The sequence below is a fragment of the Paraburkholderia sp. JPY465 genome (assembly GCF_050436725.1).
Classification (GTDB): Bacteria; Pseudomonadota; Gammaproteobacteria; order Burkholderiales; family Burkholderiaceae; genus Paraburkholderia; species Paraburkholderia youngii.
The window spans coordinates 61488-78511 of record NZ_JBNDMT010000002.1 but is presented as its reverse complement, the minus strand read 5'-3'; the positions used below and the strand labels follow the sequence as shown (position 1 = coordinate 78511).

The following is a 17024-nucleotide window of genomic DNA, read 5'->3' as shown; positions in this document are numbered from 1 at the left end:
GAAATTTTCGGCAATATTCCCTTGACTATGACCACGAAAAAATACTGGAGCGGTAGCGCTGCGATTTGCGTAGTACTCGCCTTTGGCGGCGCGTATGCGCTCAGCCATCGCAATGCCGATGCGTCCGTGAGCGACACGCAGGGCCCGACGTCGTCGCTGCACGCGGCGGCGGATATCGTCGGCTCGCGCTCGTCGGCACCGGACTTCTCCAGCATCGTCACGCGCTATGGTCCGGCGGTCGTGCATATCGGCGTCAAGGCAGCCGCGTCGATCGACGAGAACGGTCAACGCAAGAGCGGCGGCGAAGCGCTCGGCTCGGGCTTCATCATCAGCCAGGACGGGTACATCCTGACCAACAATCACGTCGTCGACGGCGCGACCAGCGTGAGCGTGAAGCTCACCGACGGCCGTGAATTCCGCGCCCGGGTGATCGGCAAGGACAAGACCACCGACGTCGCCGTCGTCAAGATCGACGCGAACAATCTACCGACCGTGAAGATCGGCAACCCGGACAGCAGCAAGGTCGGCGAATGGGTCGTGGCCATCGGCTCGCCGTACGGCTTCGACAGCACGGTGACTTCGGGCATCATCAGCGCGAAATCGCGCTCGATGTCCGACGACAGCCCGATCCCGTTCATCCAGACCGACGTGCCGGTCAATCCGGGCAACTCGGGCGGTCCCCTGTTCAATCTGAATGGCGAAGTGATCGGCATCAACTCGATGATCTACTCCCGCACTGGCGGCTTCCAGGGTCTGTCGTTCGCGATTCCGATCGATGCGGCGATGCATGTGAAAGACCAGCTCGTGAGCACTGGTCACGTGACTCGCGGCCGCATCGGCGTGGCCGTGCAGCCGCTCAGCGCTGACAAGGCGAAGGCGCTCGGCCTCGACTCGACGGGCGGCGCACTGGTCGGCTCCGTCGATCCGAATGGTCCCGCGCACGCAGCCGGTCTGCGCCAGGGCGACGTGATCGTCGGCGTGAATGGCAAGCATATCGATAACACCAGGGAATTGGTCGGTCAGGTTGCGCAACTGTCGCCGGGCAGCAAAGCGACGATCAGCGTGTGGCGCAACGGCAGCGAAAACAAGCTGTCGGTGACGGTAGGCGCGCAGCAAGCGCAGGACATGGCGTCGGCCCAGCCGCGCGAAGAGCAGCAGGAGCAACCGCAGCAGCAGAACCGTCCGCGTCTGGGCGTCGCCGTGCGTCCGCTGAGCCGCGACGAACTGCAGCAAGCGCAGCTGCCGGGCGGCGTGGTGGTGCAGCAGGCCACCGGTCCGGCCGCCGAGGCAGGCATTCAGGCGGGCGACATCATCGTTGCCGTCGACGGCAAGGTGATTCGCGGCGTCGAGCAGCTGCGCCGCATGATCGCGCAGGCGGACGAAAGCGTGTCCGTCACCGTGGTGCGCGATGGCGAACAGGCGTCGGTCGACGTGACGCTTGGCTGATGAGTAGAACCCGCCGGTGCAATGCCGGCGGCGGGCACGACGCGCTGATGCAGCGCGCGTGCCTCAGTTGGACGGCTGGACCCCATCCGCGTGAGACGTGCTTTGCGATACGTTCGGCGGCTCGTCGGGTCCGCCCCCCAACGCGACGTAAAGCGACACGCCATTCTGCAACGCTGTCGCCCGAAGCTGGATCAATTGCTGCTCGGCGGCAAACTGATTGCGTCGCGCATCCACTACCTCCAGATAGATCGAGATCCCGTTTTCGTAACGCAGCTCCGCCGTTTCGGCGAGCTGCCGCTGCGCCTGCACCGCCTGTTCCTGCGCCGCGATCTGCTCCTTGTAGCGTTGCCGTGCGACCAATGCATCGGAGACCTCGCGAAACGCGTTCTGCACCGTGCGCTGATAGTCGGCGACCAGTTCGTCGCGCCGCGCGCGCGCCTGCGCGAGTTGCGCCTGGCGCTGTCCCGCATCGAAGATCGGCATGCCGACCAGCGCGCCGAACGACCACGCCTGCTTGGCCGGCACGAACAGATCCCCGAGTTCCGGCGACACATAACCGAAGCTGCCCGTCAGCGCGATGCGCGGGAAAAAGTCCGCGCGAGCGGCGCCGATGTCGGCATTGGCCGCGCGCAGCTGCTGCTCGGCCTGCTGGATGTCCGGCCGGTCGATCAGCAACGCGGAGGGCAGGCCCGCATCGAGTTCGCGGAACTGCGCGGCGTCGGCGATCGGCGGCGCTTGCGGTAGCGCCTCGTTCAGCGGCCCGCCGATCAGCACCTCGAGCAGATTGCGCTGCTGCGCGGTGGTTCGTTGCAGCTCCGCGAGCTGCGTCTGCGCCTGCGTGACGAGAATGGCGGCCTGGTCGTAATCGACCATCGACGTGACGCCCGCATCGAGCCGCATCTTCGCGACTTCCAGCGCGTAGCGCCGACTGTCGAGCGTCCGTTGCGCGAGCGCGATGCCTTCTTCCCCCGAACGGATCGCGTAGTAGTTCGACGCGACATTGCCGATCAGCGACAAACGGAACGCGTGCTGCGCGTCGACGGTGGCCAGATACCGGCGCCGCGCCGCTTCGCTGGTATTGCGCACGCGCCCCCAGAAGTCGAGTTCGAACGACGTCACCGCGGCCTGCACGTTGTACTGGTTGAACTGGACCGAGATGTCCGTGTTGTCGAACTCGGGGTCGATCGAACCGAGCGGCGCCTTCGTGCGGGTCGCACCCGCGTTCGCATTGACCTGCGGCAAACGCGCGGCGTTCTGGATGCGATAGAACGCGCGCGCCTGCTCGATGCGCGCGATCGACGCGGCGAGATCGCGGTTGTGCCCGAGCGCGGCCTCGATCAGCAGCTTCAGTCGCGGATCGGCGAAGAAGGTCTGCCAGTCGACTTCGCTTGCCAGATGCGCGGCGGCCGGATTGACGGTCTCCGTCGTATCGAAATGATCGGCGATCGGCAGCGAGGGCTGCTGATACTTCGGCGCAAAGTTGCAGGCGGCGAGCGAGCAGCAGAAGAGGGGCAGCAGCAGGCGCTGATGAAGGCACCGATGAAGGCTCGGATGAAGGCTCTTAGGCATCGCGCTGCCCTCCACCCAATTCGCCCGGCGTGGCCGTCGGCCGATCGTCATCGTCGAGATCGATGCTGCGCTTCTTGCGGCTCAGCCAGCGACGCGCGGCCACGTAGAACAGCGGCGTAAAGAAGATGCCGAACATCGTCGCGGTCAGCATGCTGCCCATCACGCCGGTGCCGACCGCACGCCGGCTCGCAGCGCCCGCACCGGTCGCGAGCACGAGCGGCAGCATGCCCAACACGAACGTGACGCTCGTCATCAGAATAGGGCGCAGACGCTGCTGTGCGCCGTTCTTCGCAGCGGCCAGCGCATCCTTTCCTTCGGCTTCCTCCTTGATCGCGAACTCGACGATCAGAATCGCGTTCTTCGCGGCAAGGCCGATGATCGTCACGAGGCCGATGTTGAAGTACACGTCCGCTGACAGTCCGCGCAGCATCGTCAGCAGTACCGCGCCGATCACGCCGAACGGGATGATCAGCAACACCGCGACCGGAATCGCCCAGCTCTCGTACAGCGCCGCGAGCAGCAGGAACACGACGACGAGCGACAATCCCAGCAGCATGCCGATCTGTCCGCTCGCCTGTTTTTCCTCGAACGCAGTGCCGGTCCATTCGTAGCTCAGGCTGCCGGTCAACACGTGCGACGCGATGCGTTCCATCTCGGCGATCGCCGCGCCGCTCGAACGGCCGGGCGCGGCCTGCCCAGACAGCGTCGCGGACGGAAAGCCGTTATAGCGTTCGAGTTGCTGCGGCCCGGAAATCCAGCGCACGTGCGAGAACGCCGAGAACGGCACCATCTCGCCGCGGTTGTTGCGCAGGCGCAGCGCGCTCACGTCCTCGGCGCGCATGCGTTGCTCGGCGTCAGCCTGCAACAGCACGCGCAGCACGTTGCCCTCGAACACGAAGTCGTTCACGTAGTTCGAACCGAACGTCAGCGCGAGCGCCTGGTTCACCTGACCGATCTGCAGACCGAGCGCGCGCGCCTTCACGCGATCGATCTCGACATACAGCTGCGGCGCCTCCGGCATGCCCTCGGCGCGCACGCCCGCAAGAAGAGGGCTTTGCGACGCCTCGATCATCATGCGCCGCGCGGCCTGTTGCAGCGCTTCGCCGCCGACGCCGCTACGATCCTGGATCTTCATCGTGAAGCCAGTCGCGGTGCCGAGCGACGGAATCGGCGGAGGATCGAGCGCAAAAATGATCGCCTCGGGAATCTGCCGGAACGCGGCATTCGCGCGACGCACCAGCGCGCTCGCCGAATTTTCCTCGCCCGAGCGCTCGTCCCATGGCTTCAGATCGACGAACGACAGCGCAGCCGATTGCCCCTGGCCGAAGAAGCTGAAGCCCGTCACGGACGCGACGTTGCGCACCTGCGGCTGCGTTCGCAAGAACGCCTCGACCTGATCGATCGCACGCTGCGTGCGCTGGTCGGTCGAACCCGGCGGCCCGGTATAGGTGACGAATATGTATCCCTGGTCCTCGGTCGGCAGAAAGCCGGTCGGCAGCCGCGTGAAGAAAAACGCGGTGATCGCGCAGGCCGCGACGAACACCAGCAGCCAGCGCAGCGGCGCGCGCAGCATCGCATCGACGCCGCCGATATAGCGCGTGGTGCCCGCGTCGAGCCCGCGATTGAAGCCGCCGAATACGCCGTGCAGCAGACGTGACGCCGGGTTCTTCGGCCGTTGCTTGGCCGCCGCCTCGCTGCGCAACATCGCCGCGCACAACGCCGCGCCGAGTGTCAGCGCCAGCACCGTCGACAGCAGGATCGACACCGCCAGCGTGACCGAAAACTGCCGGTAGATGCCGCCCGTCGAGCCGGGAAAAAACGCCATCGGAATGAACACCGCGACGAGCACCAGCGTACTCGCGATCGCCGCTCCCGATATCTGCCCGATCGCTTTGACGGTTGCGCGCGGCGCGCCGAGCCCTTCCTCGCGCATGATGCGCGCGACGTTTTCGACGACGACGATCGCGTCGTCGTTGAGGATACCGATCGCGACCACCATGCCGAACAGCGACAGAATGTTGATCGACAGCCCGAACAGATAGAGCCCCGCGCAGGTGCCGATCAGCGCGATCGGCACGACGATCGTCGGGATCACGGTCGCGCGCCAGTCCTGCAGGAACAGGAACACCACGACCGTCACGAGCAGCAGCGCTTCGACCATCGTGCGGATCACGCCCTGCACCGAGGTCGTGATGAACGGCGTGGTATCGAACGGCACGGTCCACGTGACGCCGCGCGGGAAGATCGGCTGTAATTCGCGCATGCGCTGGCGCACCGCGTTGGCGACCGCGAGCGCATTCGCGCCGCTGGCGAGCTGAATCGCGATGCCGGCCGACGCCTTGCCGTTGACGGTGAGCCGGTTGCCATAGCTGTCGTTGCCGAGTTCGACGCGCGCGACGTCGCCCACCCGCACGGTCGAGCCATCCGGATTCGCGCGCACGATGATCTCGCGGAACTGCTCGGGCGTGGTGAAGCGGCTTTGCGTGACGATCTGCGCGGTGAATTCGGAGCCCGGCGCGATCGGCTGATCGCCGAGGCCGCCGCCGGCGGTCTGGCTGTTCTGTTCCTGGATCGCCTGCAGCACCTCGCTTGCCGACAGACCAAAGCCCGCGAGCTTGCGCGGATCGATCCAGATTCGCATCGCGTACGACGAGCCGAACAGCTGCACGTCGCCGACGCCGTCGATCCGGCGCAACTCGTTGACGATGTTGTTCGTCGCGAAGTTGCCCATCGCGACGGCGCTGGTGGAGCTGTCGGTCGCCTGCAACGCAAGCAGCATCAGAAAGCCCGACGACGCCTTCGTCACGCGCACACCGACCTGCCGGACTTCGAGCGGCAGGCGCGGCTCGACGCGGCTCAGACGGTCCTGCACCTGGCTGCGCGCGACGTCGAGATCGGTGCCGGGCTTCAGCACCACGGTGATCTGCATCGTGCCGTTCGAGCGGCTCACCGACGACATGTACAGGAAATTGTCGATGCCGTTCATCTCGTCTTCGACGATCGACGTGACGGTACGCTCGAGCGTGTTCGCGTCGGCGCCGCTGTACACCGCGGCGATGCTGAGCGACGGCGGGGCGACGTCGGGGTACTGCTCGACCGGCAACAGCGCGAGCGCGATCGCGCCGAACAGCACGATGAACAGGGCTATGACCCACGCGAAAACCGGCCGGGCGACGAAGAATCGATTCATCGGCCCGCCCGTCAGTGCGCGGCAGAAGCGGGGGCGGGGGGCGCGGCCGGCTGCGCCGCTGGCGAAGCATCGGGCGCGGGCCGCGCGTCGACGTGCTGACCCGGTTGCACCTTCTGCCAGCCGTCGACGATCAGGCGCTCGCCGGGCTTCAGGCCACCGCGCACGGTCCAGCGTCCTTCGCCCTGTTCGCCTAGATCGATGTTGCGGCGAACCACGGTGCCGTCGTCGGCGACCAGCGCGACGCTCGCAACGCCGTTGTCGAGTTGCACCGCCCGCTCGGGAATACGGATGCCCTGCAGCGTGCCCGCCGCGATGATGCGCCCGCGCACGAACTGCCCCGGCAACAGCGTGCGGTCCGGATTCGCGAAGCGCGCGCGCACCGTCTGCGTGCCGGTCGACGGATCGATGACGAGATCGGCGAAGTCGAGAAAACCGCGCTCGTTGTAGACCTGGCCGTTGGCGAGGATCAGTTGCACCTCGACGTGCTTCATGCTGGTCGGCTTGCGCGCGCCCGACTGGATCTGCTGCTCGACATCGAGCATCACGGTATTCGACTGCGTGAACACCGCGTTGATCGGCGTCAGCTGATTGACTTGCGTGAGCAGCGTTGCCGCGCCCGCGCTGACGAGCGCGCCTTCGGTGACGAGCGCGCGGCCCGCGCGCCCGGCGATCGGCGTGCGTATGATGCAGCGATCCAGCCGCAGTTGCGCAAGCGCAACCGCCGCTTGCGCATCGGAGACATTGGCCTGCGCCTGCTGCATCGTCGCGAGCGCGGCGTCGTATTCCTGCGCGCTGACCGCATGACGGCCGACGAGCGGCTTGAACCGCTCCACGACCGACGCCGCGTTGTCTCGCACGGCGGTCGCGCGCGCGAGCGCGGCCTGCGCCTGCTGCAACTGCGCGCGATAGTCGCTCGCGTCGATCTGGAAGAGCGGGGCGTTGGCCGGCAGGTCCGTGCCTTCCTGATAGAGCGTGCGCTCGACGATGCCATCGACGCGCGCGCGAATCTCGGCGGTGCGCACGGCCTCGATGCGGCCCGGCAACTCGACCACATCGGCGACAGGGGTGGTGGAAACCGTTTCGACCAGCACGGGAACCGGCGGCGGCATCGACGCGGCGGTGGGAGGCTGCGACCGGTCGTTGCAGGCGGCAAGCAGGAGCGGCAAACCGGTAACAAGCAGCGATACGGCACGACTACGCAGGCGGAATGCGGAGCAAAGCAAGCGAAACTCCTTTGATCAAGGCAGTCTTTTTTGCGCGTGAGATCGGTGACGGTTTTACCGGTTTGCGGTCGAATTAACTATTGGGAACGAGTGTGGGCGCGTTAATGCGCGGAAAAATATTTCCGTTGATCCTACCGTGTCTGGGTGGCTTGTCAATTTATTCTTGGTGTCGCGAGCAGGACCAGGCTTCGCGCTCGCAAACGCGGCACCACGTGGATCGCCGGATAGAGACGCAGCGCGCATGTCCAAAGAGACCGGCAGGTTGAATGGCAATCGTCAATTACATGTCAATTGCCATCCGGTAATCGCGGCTATTTAAAGGCATGCAATTGTCACTGAATAACAGTCACGTACGCTTGCGCTCCGGATGGCGCAACACCGAATGATTGCGGCCGTATGACAGATAAATCGTCATGCCGATCACGAGCCACACGACGAGACGCAGCCACGTGACGAGCGGCAGGCCGACCATCAGCAGCAGGCAGAACAGGATGCCGAGCACTGGCACGACCGGTACGCCGGGTGCCCGGAATGGACGCGCCGCCTCGGAGTCGCTGCGCCGCAGATAGATCACCGCGCCGCACACGAGCACGAACGCGAACAGCGTGCCGATGCTGACCATCTCGCCGAGTACGCCGATCGGCGTCAGCGCCGAGACGATCGCGACGACCGTGCCGATCAGGATCTGGCTCAGATAAGGTGTGTGCAGACGCAGATGCACCTTCGCGAAAAAGTGCGGCAACAGACCGTCCTGCGACATCGTGAAGAAGATGCGGCTTTGTCCATAGAGCAGCACGAGTATGACGGTGGTCAGCCCCGTCAACGCGCCGATTTTGATCAGTATCGCGAACCACGTGAGCCCGATCGTGTCGACGCCCTTGGCGATCGGATCGGGAACGTTCAGCTCGGTGTACGGAACGAGGCCGGTCAGCACGGCGGCAACGAGGATGTACAGCACCGTGCAAATCACCAGCGAGCCGAGAATGCCGATCGGCATGTCGCGCTGCGGCTGTCGCGCCTCCTGCGCGGCGGTCGACACCGCATCGAAGCCGATGAACGCGAAGAACACCACGGCCGAGCCGCGCAGAATGCCGCTCATGCCGAAACTGCCGAACTGGCCGGTGTTGGCAGGAATGAACGGATGCCAGTGTTCCGGCTTGATGAAAAACACGCCGATCGCGATGAACGCGACCACCACGGTCAGCTTGACCGCGACCATCACGTTGTTCAGGCGCGCCGATTCCTTGGTCCCCAACACGAGCAACGTGGTCAGGATTGCGATGATCACCACCGCCGGCAGGTTGATCACGCCGGTGACCGTCGAGCCATCGGCCAGTTTGACGACGGTGCCGGGGGCGGCGGCGAGGGTAGCTGGGATGTCGATACCGACGTTGCGCAACAGGCTCACGATATAGCCGGACCAGCCGACCGCGACGGTCGCGGCGCCCATCGCGTACTCGAGGATCAGATCCCAGCCGATGATCCACGCAAAGATTTCGCCGAGCGTCGCATACGTGTACGTGTAGCTGCTGCCGCACACGGGCAGCATCGCCGCGAGCTCCGAATAGCACAGGCCGACGAACGCGCACGCGATGCCGCCCAGGATGAACGACAGCGTGATGGCCGGCCCCGCGAACTGCGCGGCGGCGGTCCCCGTCAGCACGAAGATGCCGGCGCCGATGATCGCGCCGATGCCCATCGCGGTGATACTCGTCGCGCCCAGCGTTTTGGACAGATGACGGCCTTCTTCGACGTCGGCGCTGGCGACGATCTCAGCGATGGTTTTGCGTGCCATGTAACCGGTATCGGCCATGATGAGTCGTCCCTTTTCAGTGTTGATTAGGCACGAACCGGTCGGACCGCCATCGGCTCGCGGAGCACGACAAAAACATCCGTCGCCGCGCACGGCAACGGTCACGGCAAGTGCGAAGAAAGCGTCTTACGGAAAAAGTCTGGATTCAGTCTATGCCGGATTAAAAGCAAAGTGAAATCGGCTTGCTTCGACGGGGCGATAGGGCAGTGACGTGGCCGGCGCGCGCAGCAGCGGCGTGCTGTGCGCCGGTGTGCATTTGTGCATTGCGATCCCGCATGCGGACGCCTGCTGTCCGATGCAGTAGAACTTACGATGTGCGCCTGCGATACCGGCAAGGAAAGGTGGCGATTCCAGCCTTGCGAGGCGGACCTCAGCCGATACGCCCGCGCCGCAGCACGCCGCTCAGGCCGAGCGAGTGACCGGGGTCGTAGTAGTGAATCAGGAGCGTGCGCCGCTGCCCGTTCTGTACGTCGAGGTTCGCATGCTGAAGCGCAAAGCCGTTGAATTCGTAGACGCTGCCCGGTTTGACCGGAATGCGCTTGCAGTTGCCCACACGCAGATCATGCAGGGTATGCCAGCTGCGCCAACTGAGCGGCAGGCTATGCAGGAAACCATGCCGCATCTTGCAGATCACGTTGGTCAGCGTCGTGACCGACAGGCGCGGTTTGCAATACATCACGAGATCGCCGTTGTGAACGCCGTCGGGTGCGAGCTGAAGCGGAATCAGCAGCGTCAGCAGGTGCGAGTCGTAGTGGCGGCAGTGGCTCTCCGCCAGCGAAGCCTTGCTCGCGCAACGCAGTACGTGGAACGGCTCGGCCGGTAAGTTTGTCTGCCCGATCCTGGCGGCCATCGCGCGCGCATTCGCGCAGATCGACTGCTCGAGTTCGCGAAAGGCCTGAACGCCACGCAGCATCCCGGCAATCTTCGCGCCGGATTGCGAGCGCGGAGCGGTCGTGTCAAATAAATGGTCGATGAACTGGTTGATTTCGGCGATCGTCTCCTGGGGAATTACGTCGTCAAAAGATTTCAGGGCGACGCTTTGGTCGATTCGGATCCGGTTAATCTCAGTGTGCCCACGCACGTCTGTCAGGGTGTCCATAGCCCAAATTCCATTCGTTTTTTTGCGCTACAACCGTAATGAAAAATATTCCCTACTAGCCGCGCACAATGTGCGGCAGCGTACGTAAAGTCCTCAGGTCATTGATTCCGATCATTAAATCTAAAGTCGGACTTCTCTGGCTGCTTTTCTAAACTCGTTACGAGAATTTGGAAATGGCTCGACTGCGGCGATGCGCGCCGGCGTTCGACGAAATGCGGAAATAATGACTCGATCTCCAAATTCGAATTTGTCAAAGCCATTCTGAAATGTCCGCTGTCCGGCTATTTAGAAATGTCCGATTTCGAGGGTGCAGGCCTTGTGTTTCATGGGTTTCCGATCACGCAGTGTCGAAGGACACGACTGAAACGGGCAGGGCGTGTCAGTCCGGTCAGCGGGTGCCTGCAGACCGCTGGCCAGGTGTTGAAGGCGCCTTCGGCTGTTGCGCGAACTGCAGGATCGTTTCAGCGAGATCGGCCCGCGTGAACTCGCGCTGTTTCTTCGTGCCGGGCAGCGGGTCCTTTGCACGCACCGCCACCCCATGATTCGTGCGGGACGGCGAACCGGAGGCCCGCCGGTCGTCACGCTGCGCCTGCAATGCCTGTGCGACCTGCAGGGCGTGACCAAGCCGCTTGTGCTCGATCACCGCCCCCTGGTCGACCTCCGAGAGCCGGTCATAGGGCATACAGGGCAGGGACCGGCCGTCTGCCCGGATCTCGATGCGCCCGTCCGGATACTCCCAGACCTCGATGTACCGATGGATCAGCTTGCGGTTTGCCGGCGTGTCCGCGAGCAGATAGATTACGCGGTCGTACTGCACCGTCAGCGACTTCGTCACGCGGCGCGGCTCGCGCCAGGTCATGACTGCGTCGAGATCCTCGTCGGCGCGCAGCGGCCGGTGCGCGTCGAACGTGCTCTTCGGCGGTTTCGCAAAGCGTGCGTTATAGCTGGCGATGAAAGAGGGCGCCCACGCATTCGCGGCTTCGACCGTGCTGATCCCACGCAGCCGCAGCTCCTTCACGAGCCGGTCCTGTAGCGTCAGGTGCGCCCGCTCAACCCGGCCCTTGGCGGAACTGCTGGCCGCACACCATGTGTCAATGTTCAGCTCGTACATCGCCCGGCCGAAATGCGTGACGCCCTTGCCTGGCGTCGCCGTGTGGCCCTTGCAATAAAACACGCTCGCCCGGTCGCTGTAGAACGCCACCGGCTTGCCATGCTGCTCCAGATACATGCGTGTTGCCTCGAAGTAGCTGAAGGTCGACTCCGTCTGCGTGAAGTGCAGCGTCATCAGGCGGCTCGTCGCATCGTCGACGTACACCAGCAGCGTGCACGCTGGCGCCCGCTCCTCGAACCAGCGATGGTCGCTACCATCGATCTGCACCAGTTCACCCAGGCACGCACGACGGGCTCGCGGCTGGTAGACCTTCGGCGGACGCTGTTTGCGCGGGATCCACAGACCGGCATCACGCATCCACCGCCGCACCGTTTCCTTTGCCAGTCGGATGCCATGACATTCAGCGAGCTTCTCGCACGCCAGGGTCGGGCCGAAATCCGGGTAGCGCTCACGAACCAGCGCCATGGCCCGCGCCCGCAGATCAACTGGCAGTTCACGGTTGCTGGCCCGGCCGCGCCTGCCCGAGACCAGCCCAGCCGGGCCGCAGGCTTCATAGCGCCGGCACAGCCGGCTGATCTGCCGCTCACCGAGCTGCAGCCGTTCAGCCGCCTGAAAACACCGCAGGCGACCTTCAATGACAGCCGCAATGATCTTGACTCGTTCCAGTTCGCGCATGCTCGCCGTGATCAGGCCACGTCCGTTCATGATTCACCCCTCATCGACGCATCGCGTCAGCGTGCGCCTCAGGGGCAGGAATCGGACATTTCTAATGAGCCAGAATCGGACATTACTAAAAAGCCCTGACAAATTTTTGTTTGATAATTTATATTATGTCAAATGCCGTATTTGTCGAAGACAGCCACCACGGGACACCGACGATGCCCAATCACGATAGCGAGCTGTCCAAAGCGCGAGTCTCCGTCGTACCGCAATCGACGCCCGGATGCTGGACGATTCAGTGATCGTCAACAAAGCTGGCTCGACAATTCAATGTCAACTTTCCGCGCCCTCAATCAGATCCTTCACGAATTACGACCCTCCACTCGGATCGGGTGCTTCCATGCGCGCGATATGCCGCAATTAGACAATTGCTAAATCTTTCTTTGTGCCCTTGAGGAATAAGCTTTCCAGCTAACGCGAATACCGCTATCGCAGCTCAAGCGGATTTTTTATCGTTGTCTATTGGCTTGTGGCTCAGAGACGTTTCGCATTTTCTCCCGCCCGGCGAGCGTCTCCTCGCGCCAGAAGACTGCGCATGCGCTACGTGCATTTCGACGCGGCGCACGGACACAACGCGTTCGCCGCGTTGCCGTTTGCCTCGGTCTTCGATGCATGTTCGAACACCCGTAGACGCTCGGCATCCGCAATCAGTCGTTTCTTGGTCGTCGAGCGTCCCGCCGATCCGAAGCCCATCACCTTTTCGTATTCACCCGGCCTGTCGTGCCTGAAACGATTAAAGAAGTCATCCCCCGGCAGGCCGTTATCAAGGCTCATCAGGCAGCCGTAGTCGAGCGACGCGCAATCGCTCAGCGAGCGCGCCGCGTCCGCCAACGCGCGATAACGGCTTTGCAACGGTTCGTCGCGACCGAAAAGAGCGTGCAGTTCCTGATAAGACACGAGTCTCTTGCGCCTGGCGGCACGCAATAGCATCGCGGCAATATCGCGGGTCCTATCAGTGTTCATGTCATTCTCCTTACCACCTGCTTGCAGTGCCCAATGGCACCGATGAGAGCGCTGCTGTCACCTTTGATCGTTTTATGCGTATCGAGTCAGAAAGTGCCCGGGGGAAAGTATTTCCGGGTATTGAGCGACGCAGTCAAATTAAGCAGATGGTTACCGGAGTCGGGATTCACAGCGATACTCTGCGCGAATGTCCCGTTTTCCTATAGTCCGCCTGGAAAAGCGCCGCGAAACGGTTTTCAATCTTCAGAACCCATTTTTCGCAGATTTCAAGCGAATGCGACCCTGCATCGAAAAATGCATTCGAATTGCATTCGCAAAACAGAAATCCACGCATTCAAACGATTCTGTCTTCCGACCTGCCGCGCCCACTATCAAGCCCCAGACGCCAAGCTCTGTGCGGCTTGGCGGTATTTGGCGGCTATCGGCGCGAGCCCAGCCAGATTGATCTTTTCTTTAAATCAGTTCAATCAGGTTAGCAAACGTGAAATTCAATCGCAAGGAAGATCTTTACGGTTGTAGAAAGAAAAAGATAGTGCGGACGTCTTACTCGACGATTACGTCGTTTTCTATCAGAGGAAAGACGCGATTGATTTTTTATTCTTTTAGACACAGCGGGCGACTTTTCGATTATCTGTAAGTGGGCGTGCCCTCTTCTCTGTCTACACCAGCAACCGATTGCAGTCCGGTCAGCGACCCAACGGCGGAGTTCTTCAATGCATCGACCGAATGACAATTTACCGACCGTCGCACGACGTCTCACGGCGGGCAAGAAACTGCTCGACGGCATCGCTGCGGCCGAGGTCGCGAAACAGATGGGAATGGCAAAGACGACCGTCGAGCGATACCGCAAGCTATTGGAGCAAGGCGGGCTCGACGCGCTCAGAAACATGAGCGTCGGCGGGCGCCATTCCGCACTCGCGGTGGCGGATCTGGACTGGTTGGCCGAGGCGCTGAGGGCCTCGCCGCGCGACTATGGGTTCGACTCCGATGGCTGGAGCAATGCGCGCATGCGCGAGCTGATAAGCCGTCAGTTCGGCATCTCTTACTCGCGGGTCTATGTATGGCAACTGGCCACCAGACTCGGCGTGTCTTACCGGCTCGGCCGAAATGCACACTAAAACGGCGGCCGCACCACGCTAACGCACGCGCGTTCGCATCGGCTCAGGCGCTTTCTCGAACCTTTGGCAAAAACTGCGGCGCGAATTCGACCTGCGACCATTGGAACGGCAACGCGCCGCGGCTGCGCCGGACTTCGTCCACATGGAACCGCACGAGCCGCTGCGCGCCCGCAAATGCCGCGAGTTCGTCGCCGTCCCAGACGATCTCCGCTCGCACCGCCAGATAAAGCAGATCGCCGGTTGCGAAGTCGATGAACAGCAGGCCCGCGCGCGGATCGTGCACGAGGTTGCCTATCGTGTTGAAGAAGCGGTTGCCGCTGTAGTCGGGCGTGGTCAGCGTGTTTGCGTCGTCCACGCGCACGAAGCCCGGTGCGCCGCCGCGATGCGAAACGTCTACACCCTTCCCCACCCCCGCTTCCTCGCTCAGATTCGCACTGGCGATAAAGAACGTGTCCGCGCTCGCGAGCAATTCGCGGTCGGCACTGTCCAGGTGGGTGGAGATCTCGGGCTGCACGCCCGTCGCGGCCGGGTCCCGCTCGATGAAAGACGGCGTACGGCTCTGGATGTACTTCGGGCAATTGCCGAAACTCTGCGTGACTTCGACCTGCAACGCGTCGCCCTGCACGGACCGTACGACGCCATTCACCCGGTTGCGGCGCCGCGTGCGCGGCTCGATGCCCAGCGCGCCGAGCTGCGCCCCTTCGCGCCACGCCGCGGCGAGCGGATCGCCAGCCAATGCGCCGCCTTCGATGCGCAGCGTGCGCGCATCCGGTGACGTGACGAAGCCCGGCGAACTCGCGCGTAGCGTCGCCCACGGCTGACCGCTCGCATCGACGCCGCCGATCACGAGCAACGGCTGCGCGGCAAAGAACTCGCGATGCTGCTCCGGCATGAAACGGCGAATGCCCCGACGCCCCATCGACTCCGCCACGTCGCGCACACCCGCGCGCTGCTGCGCATCCTGCTCGCCGGCATGAAACGGCGACACGTCGGCTCCCCAGTTATTGAGCGGAACGAACTCGGACATGATCTGACTCCCTTGCAAGATCTGAAGCGGCTCTGAACGCGTATCACGCCGCCAGCAAACCCGCCTTCGTCGACGGCATCGCGATGAAACGCGGCAATGCTTCCACGCGACCCAGCCACGCACGAATGTTCGGATACGGCTGCAACGACACGCCGCCTTCGGGTGCGTGAGCGATATACGTGTGCGCGGCGATATCGGCGATCGTGACGTGGGTGCCAGCCACGAACGGCTTGCCGGCAAGCTCCTCGTCGATCACGTCGAACAGCTTGACGGCGATCTGCTTAGCACGCTCGTGGTCGAGCGGCGCGCCGAATACGGTAACGAGCCGCGCCGCGCACGGCCCGTATGCGATCTGGCCTGCCGCGAGCGACAGCCAGCGCTGCACCGCTGCGGCGCCGATTGGATCGTTGGGCAGCCACGACGCGTCGCCATAGCGCTTCGCCAGATAAACGAGAATCGCGTTCGAGTCGAACAGCGTCAGGTCGCCGTCCTGAATCGTCGGCACCTGACCGAACGGGTTCAGCGCGAGGTACGCGGGCTTGCGGTTCTCGCCCGCTTTCATGTCCAACACGATCACCTCGAACGGCAGATCGAGCAGCGACAGAAACAGCTTCACGCGATGACCGTGGCCTGACAGCCGTGTCGTATACAGCTTGATAGGCTGGGCGGGTCGGGTGGCGGACATGGAGGTCTCCGGAGAGGTTGAATGACACGCCCAGCATAGGGCGTAGGCACTACCGCGCGGAAGCCCGATAATCCGGGAAACACAGTCAAGCGAGAATGGACAATCGATCATGGCCGATGTGCGCAACGTGAACCTGAACCGCCTCGCGATCTTCGTCGCGGTCATCGACGCGGGCTCGCTGAGCGCCGCCGCGACGCGGCTCGGACTCGCGAAGACGATGGTCAGCACGCACATGCAGCGGCTCGAGGCTGAGGTCGGCGCGAGCCTGCTGGTGCGCACCACGCGGCGGCTCGGCGTCACCGAGGCGGGCCGCACGTTCTACGAGGCGAGCGTGAAGATACTGCGCGCCACCGAGGACGCGTTGAACGCGCTCGGCGGAGAAACGTCGCCGGTGCGCGGCACGCTGCGCGTCAGTGCGCCGAACGACTACGGCGCGCTCGTCGTCACGCCCGCGCTGGTCGAATTGCGCCGCACCCACGCGCAACTCGACGTCGAGCTGCTGAGCAGTGACCGCTACGTCGATCTGATTGCCGATGGCATCGACGTCGCGATCCGGCTTGGTCGTCTCGCGGATTCGAACTATCGCGCGGTGAAGCTCGGCAGCTTCGTCAAGTGGCTCGTCGCGAGTCCCGAGTTCCTGCACACGTGGGGCGTGCCGAATACGCCGGCCGCTTTGGAGACTCTGCCCTATTGCGCGTTGTCGGTGCTGCCGCATCCGTTGACGCTCGATCTGCGCCACGCCGACGGTAGAACCGCGAGCGTGCGCTGTGAGTCCGCTCTGCGTGTCAACACGGCCGATGCCTGCCGCGCGGCGACGCTCGCGGGCGGCGGCATCGGTCTGCTGACGGATTTTTCGATCGCGGACGACGTCGCGGCGGGACGGCTGATCCGGCTGCTGCCCGAATGGGCAACCGCGCCGGCGAGCATCCAGGCCGTGTTTCCGCCGACGAGTCACCCGCCGGCGAAAGTGCGCGCATTGATCGATACGCTGAAGCGAAGGCTCGCTGCGGACCCCGCGGACTAGCGCGGCAGATCCTCCTGGCGTTCCCATTCCAGCGCA

At 63.6% G+C, this 17024-nt stretch carries 11 protein-coding genes and 1 pseudogene; 3 read left to right on the top strand and 9 right to left on the bottom strand.

Annotation, left to right across the window (positions count from 1 at the left end; translation table 11 throughout):
- The first annotated feature begins 27 nt into the window (after positions 1 to 27).
- Positions 28 to 1446 carry a Do family serine endopeptidase gene (locus tag QFZ94_RS02405; protein ID WP_368583570.1) on the top strand — a complete coding sequence of 473 codons (1419 nt, stop codon included), beginning with the start codon at positions 28 to 30 and terminating at the stop codon, positions 1444 to 1446.
- A gap of 63 nt (positions 1447 to 1509) precedes the next feature.
- Here QFZ94_RS02405 and QFZ94_RS02400 read toward each other — a convergent pair whose 3' ends face one another.
- The 7 genes from QFZ94_RS02400 to QFZ94_RS02370 all read right to left on the bottom strand — a co-directional run bounded on the left by QFZ94_RS02400 (position 1510) and on the right by QFZ94_RS02370 (position 13134).
- The gene (locus QFZ94_RS02400) at positions 1510 to 3015 is read right to left on the bottom strand and encodes an efflux transporter outer membrane subunit (RefSeq protein ID WP_429455472.1); all 1506 of its coding nucleotides are present in this window, start codon (positions 3013 to 3015) and stop codon (positions 1510 to 1512) included.
- Complete coding sequence (locus QFZ94_RS02395; RefSeq protein ID WP_429455471.1) at positions 3008 to 6205, bottom strand: multidrug efflux RND transporter permease subunit; 3198 nt, start codon at positions 6203 to 6205, stop codon at positions 3008 to 3010. Before QFZ94_RS02395 ends, QFZ94_RS02400 begins: the two co-directional genes overlap by 8 nt.
- A gap of 11 nt (positions 6206 to 6216) precedes the next feature.
- On the bottom strand, positions 6217 to 7428 hold the full coding sequence (locus QFZ94_RS02390) for an efflux RND transporter periplasmic adaptor subunit (protein WP_429455470.1): 1212 nt from the start codon (positions 7426 to 7428) through the stop codon (positions 6217 to 6219).
- Between the two features lie 346 nt (positions 7429 to 7774).
- Positions 7775 to 9241 carry an amino acid permease gene (locus tag QFZ94_RS02385; protein ID WP_368583566.1) on the bottom strand — a complete coding sequence of 489 codons (1467 nt, stop codon included), beginning with the start codon at positions 9239 to 9241 and terminating at the stop codon, positions 7775 to 7777.
- Between the two features lie 370 nt (positions 9242 to 9611).
- A complete protein-coding gene (locus QFZ94_RS02380; RefSeq protein WP_368583565.1) occupies positions 9612 to 10340 on the bottom strand; it encodes a hypothetical protein in 729 nt (242 codons plus the stop codon).
- A gap of 388 nt (positions 10341 to 10728) precedes the next feature.
- Complete coding sequence (locus tag QFZ94_RS02375; RefSeq protein ID WP_429455469.1) at positions 10729 to 12156, bottom strand: ISNCY family transposase; 1428 nt, start codon at positions 12154 to 12156, stop codon at positions 10729 to 10731.
- 555 nt (positions 12157 to 12711) lie between these two features.
- The gene (locus QFZ94_RS02370; protein WP_368583564.1) at positions 12712 to 13134 is read right to left on the bottom strand and encodes a hypothetical protein; all 423 of its coding nucleotides are present in this window, start codon (positions 13132 to 13134) and stop codon (positions 12712 to 12714) included.
- Between the two features lie 713 nt (positions 13135 to 13847).
- On the opposite strand from QFZ94_RS02370, the gene QFZ94_RS02365 reads away from it, so the two are divergent.
- Positions 13848 to 14252, top strand: a complete 405-nt coding sequence (locus tag QFZ94_RS02365) for a helix-turn-helix domain-containing protein (RefSeq protein ID WP_429455468.1) — start codon at positions 13848 to 13850, stop codon at positions 14250 to 14252.
- A 70-nt stretch (positions 14253 to 14322) separates the two neighbouring features.
- Here QFZ94_RS02365 and QFZ94_RS02360 read toward each other — a convergent pair.
- Both QFZ94_RS02360 and QFZ94_RS02355 read right to left on the bottom strand, forming a co-directional pair.
- Positions 14323 to 15279: pseudogene (locus tag QFZ94_RS02360) on the bottom strand (pyridoxamine 5'-phosphate oxidase family protein); the annotation flags it as partial.
- Between the two features lie 43 nt (positions 15280 to 15322).
- The gene (locus tag QFZ94_RS02355) at positions 15323 to 15964 is read right to left on the bottom strand and encodes a glutathione S-transferase family protein (RefSeq protein ID WP_429455467.1); all 642 of its coding nucleotides are present in this window, start codon (positions 15962 to 15964) and stop codon (positions 15323 to 15325) included.
- Positions 15965 to 16073: 109 nt separating this feature from the next.
- On the opposite strand from QFZ94_RS02355, the gene QFZ94_RS02350 reads away from it, so the two are divergent.
- A complete protein-coding gene (locus QFZ94_RS02350) occupies positions 16074 to 16988 on the top strand; it encodes a LysR family transcriptional regulator (RefSeq protein WP_429455466.1) in 915 nt (304 codons plus the stop codon).
- Positions 16989 to 17024 lie beyond the last annotated feature (36 nt).

Bases quoted from the DNA above. Each gene is read 5' to 3' on its own strand.
- QFZ94_RS02405 (WP_368583570.1), top strand. From the start codon at position 28: ATGACCACGAAAAAATACTGGAGCGGTAGCGCTGCGATTTGCGTAGTA.
- QFZ94_RS02400 (WP_429455472.1), bottom strand. From the start codon at position 3,015: ATGCCTAAGAGCCTTCATCCGAGCCTTCATCGGTGCCTTCATCAGCGC.
- QFZ94_RS02395 (WP_429455471.1), bottom strand. From the start codon at position 6,205: ATGAATCGATTCTTCGTCGCCCGGCCGGTTTTCGCGTGGGTCATAGCC.
- QFZ94_RS02385 (WP_368583566.1), bottom strand. From the start codon at position 9,241: ATGGCCGATACCGGTTACATGGCACGCAAAACCATCGCTGAGATCGTC.
- QFZ94_RS02380 (WP_368583565.1), bottom strand. From the start codon at position 10,340: ATGGACACCCTGACAGACGTGCGTGGGCACACTGAGATTAACCGGATC.
- QFZ94_RS02375 (WP_429455469.1), bottom strand. From the start codon at position 12,156: ATGAACGGACGTGGCCTGATCACGGCGAGCATGCGCGAACTGGAACGA.
- QFZ94_RS02370 (WP_368583564.1), bottom strand. From the start codon at position 13,134: ATGAACACTGATAGGACCCGCGATATTGCCGCGATGCTATTGCGTGCC.
- QFZ94_RS02365 (WP_429455468.1), top strand. From the start codon at position 13,848: ATGCATCGACCGAATGACAATTTACCGACCGTCGCACGACGTCTCACG.
- QFZ94_RS02355 (WP_429455467.1), bottom strand. From the start codon at position 15,964: ATGTCCGCCACCCGACCCGCCCAGCCTATCAAGCTGTATACGACACGG.
- QFZ94_RS02350 (WP_429455466.1), top strand. From the start codon at position 16,074: ATGGCCGATGTGCGCAACGTGAACCTGAACCGCCTCGCGATCTTCGTC.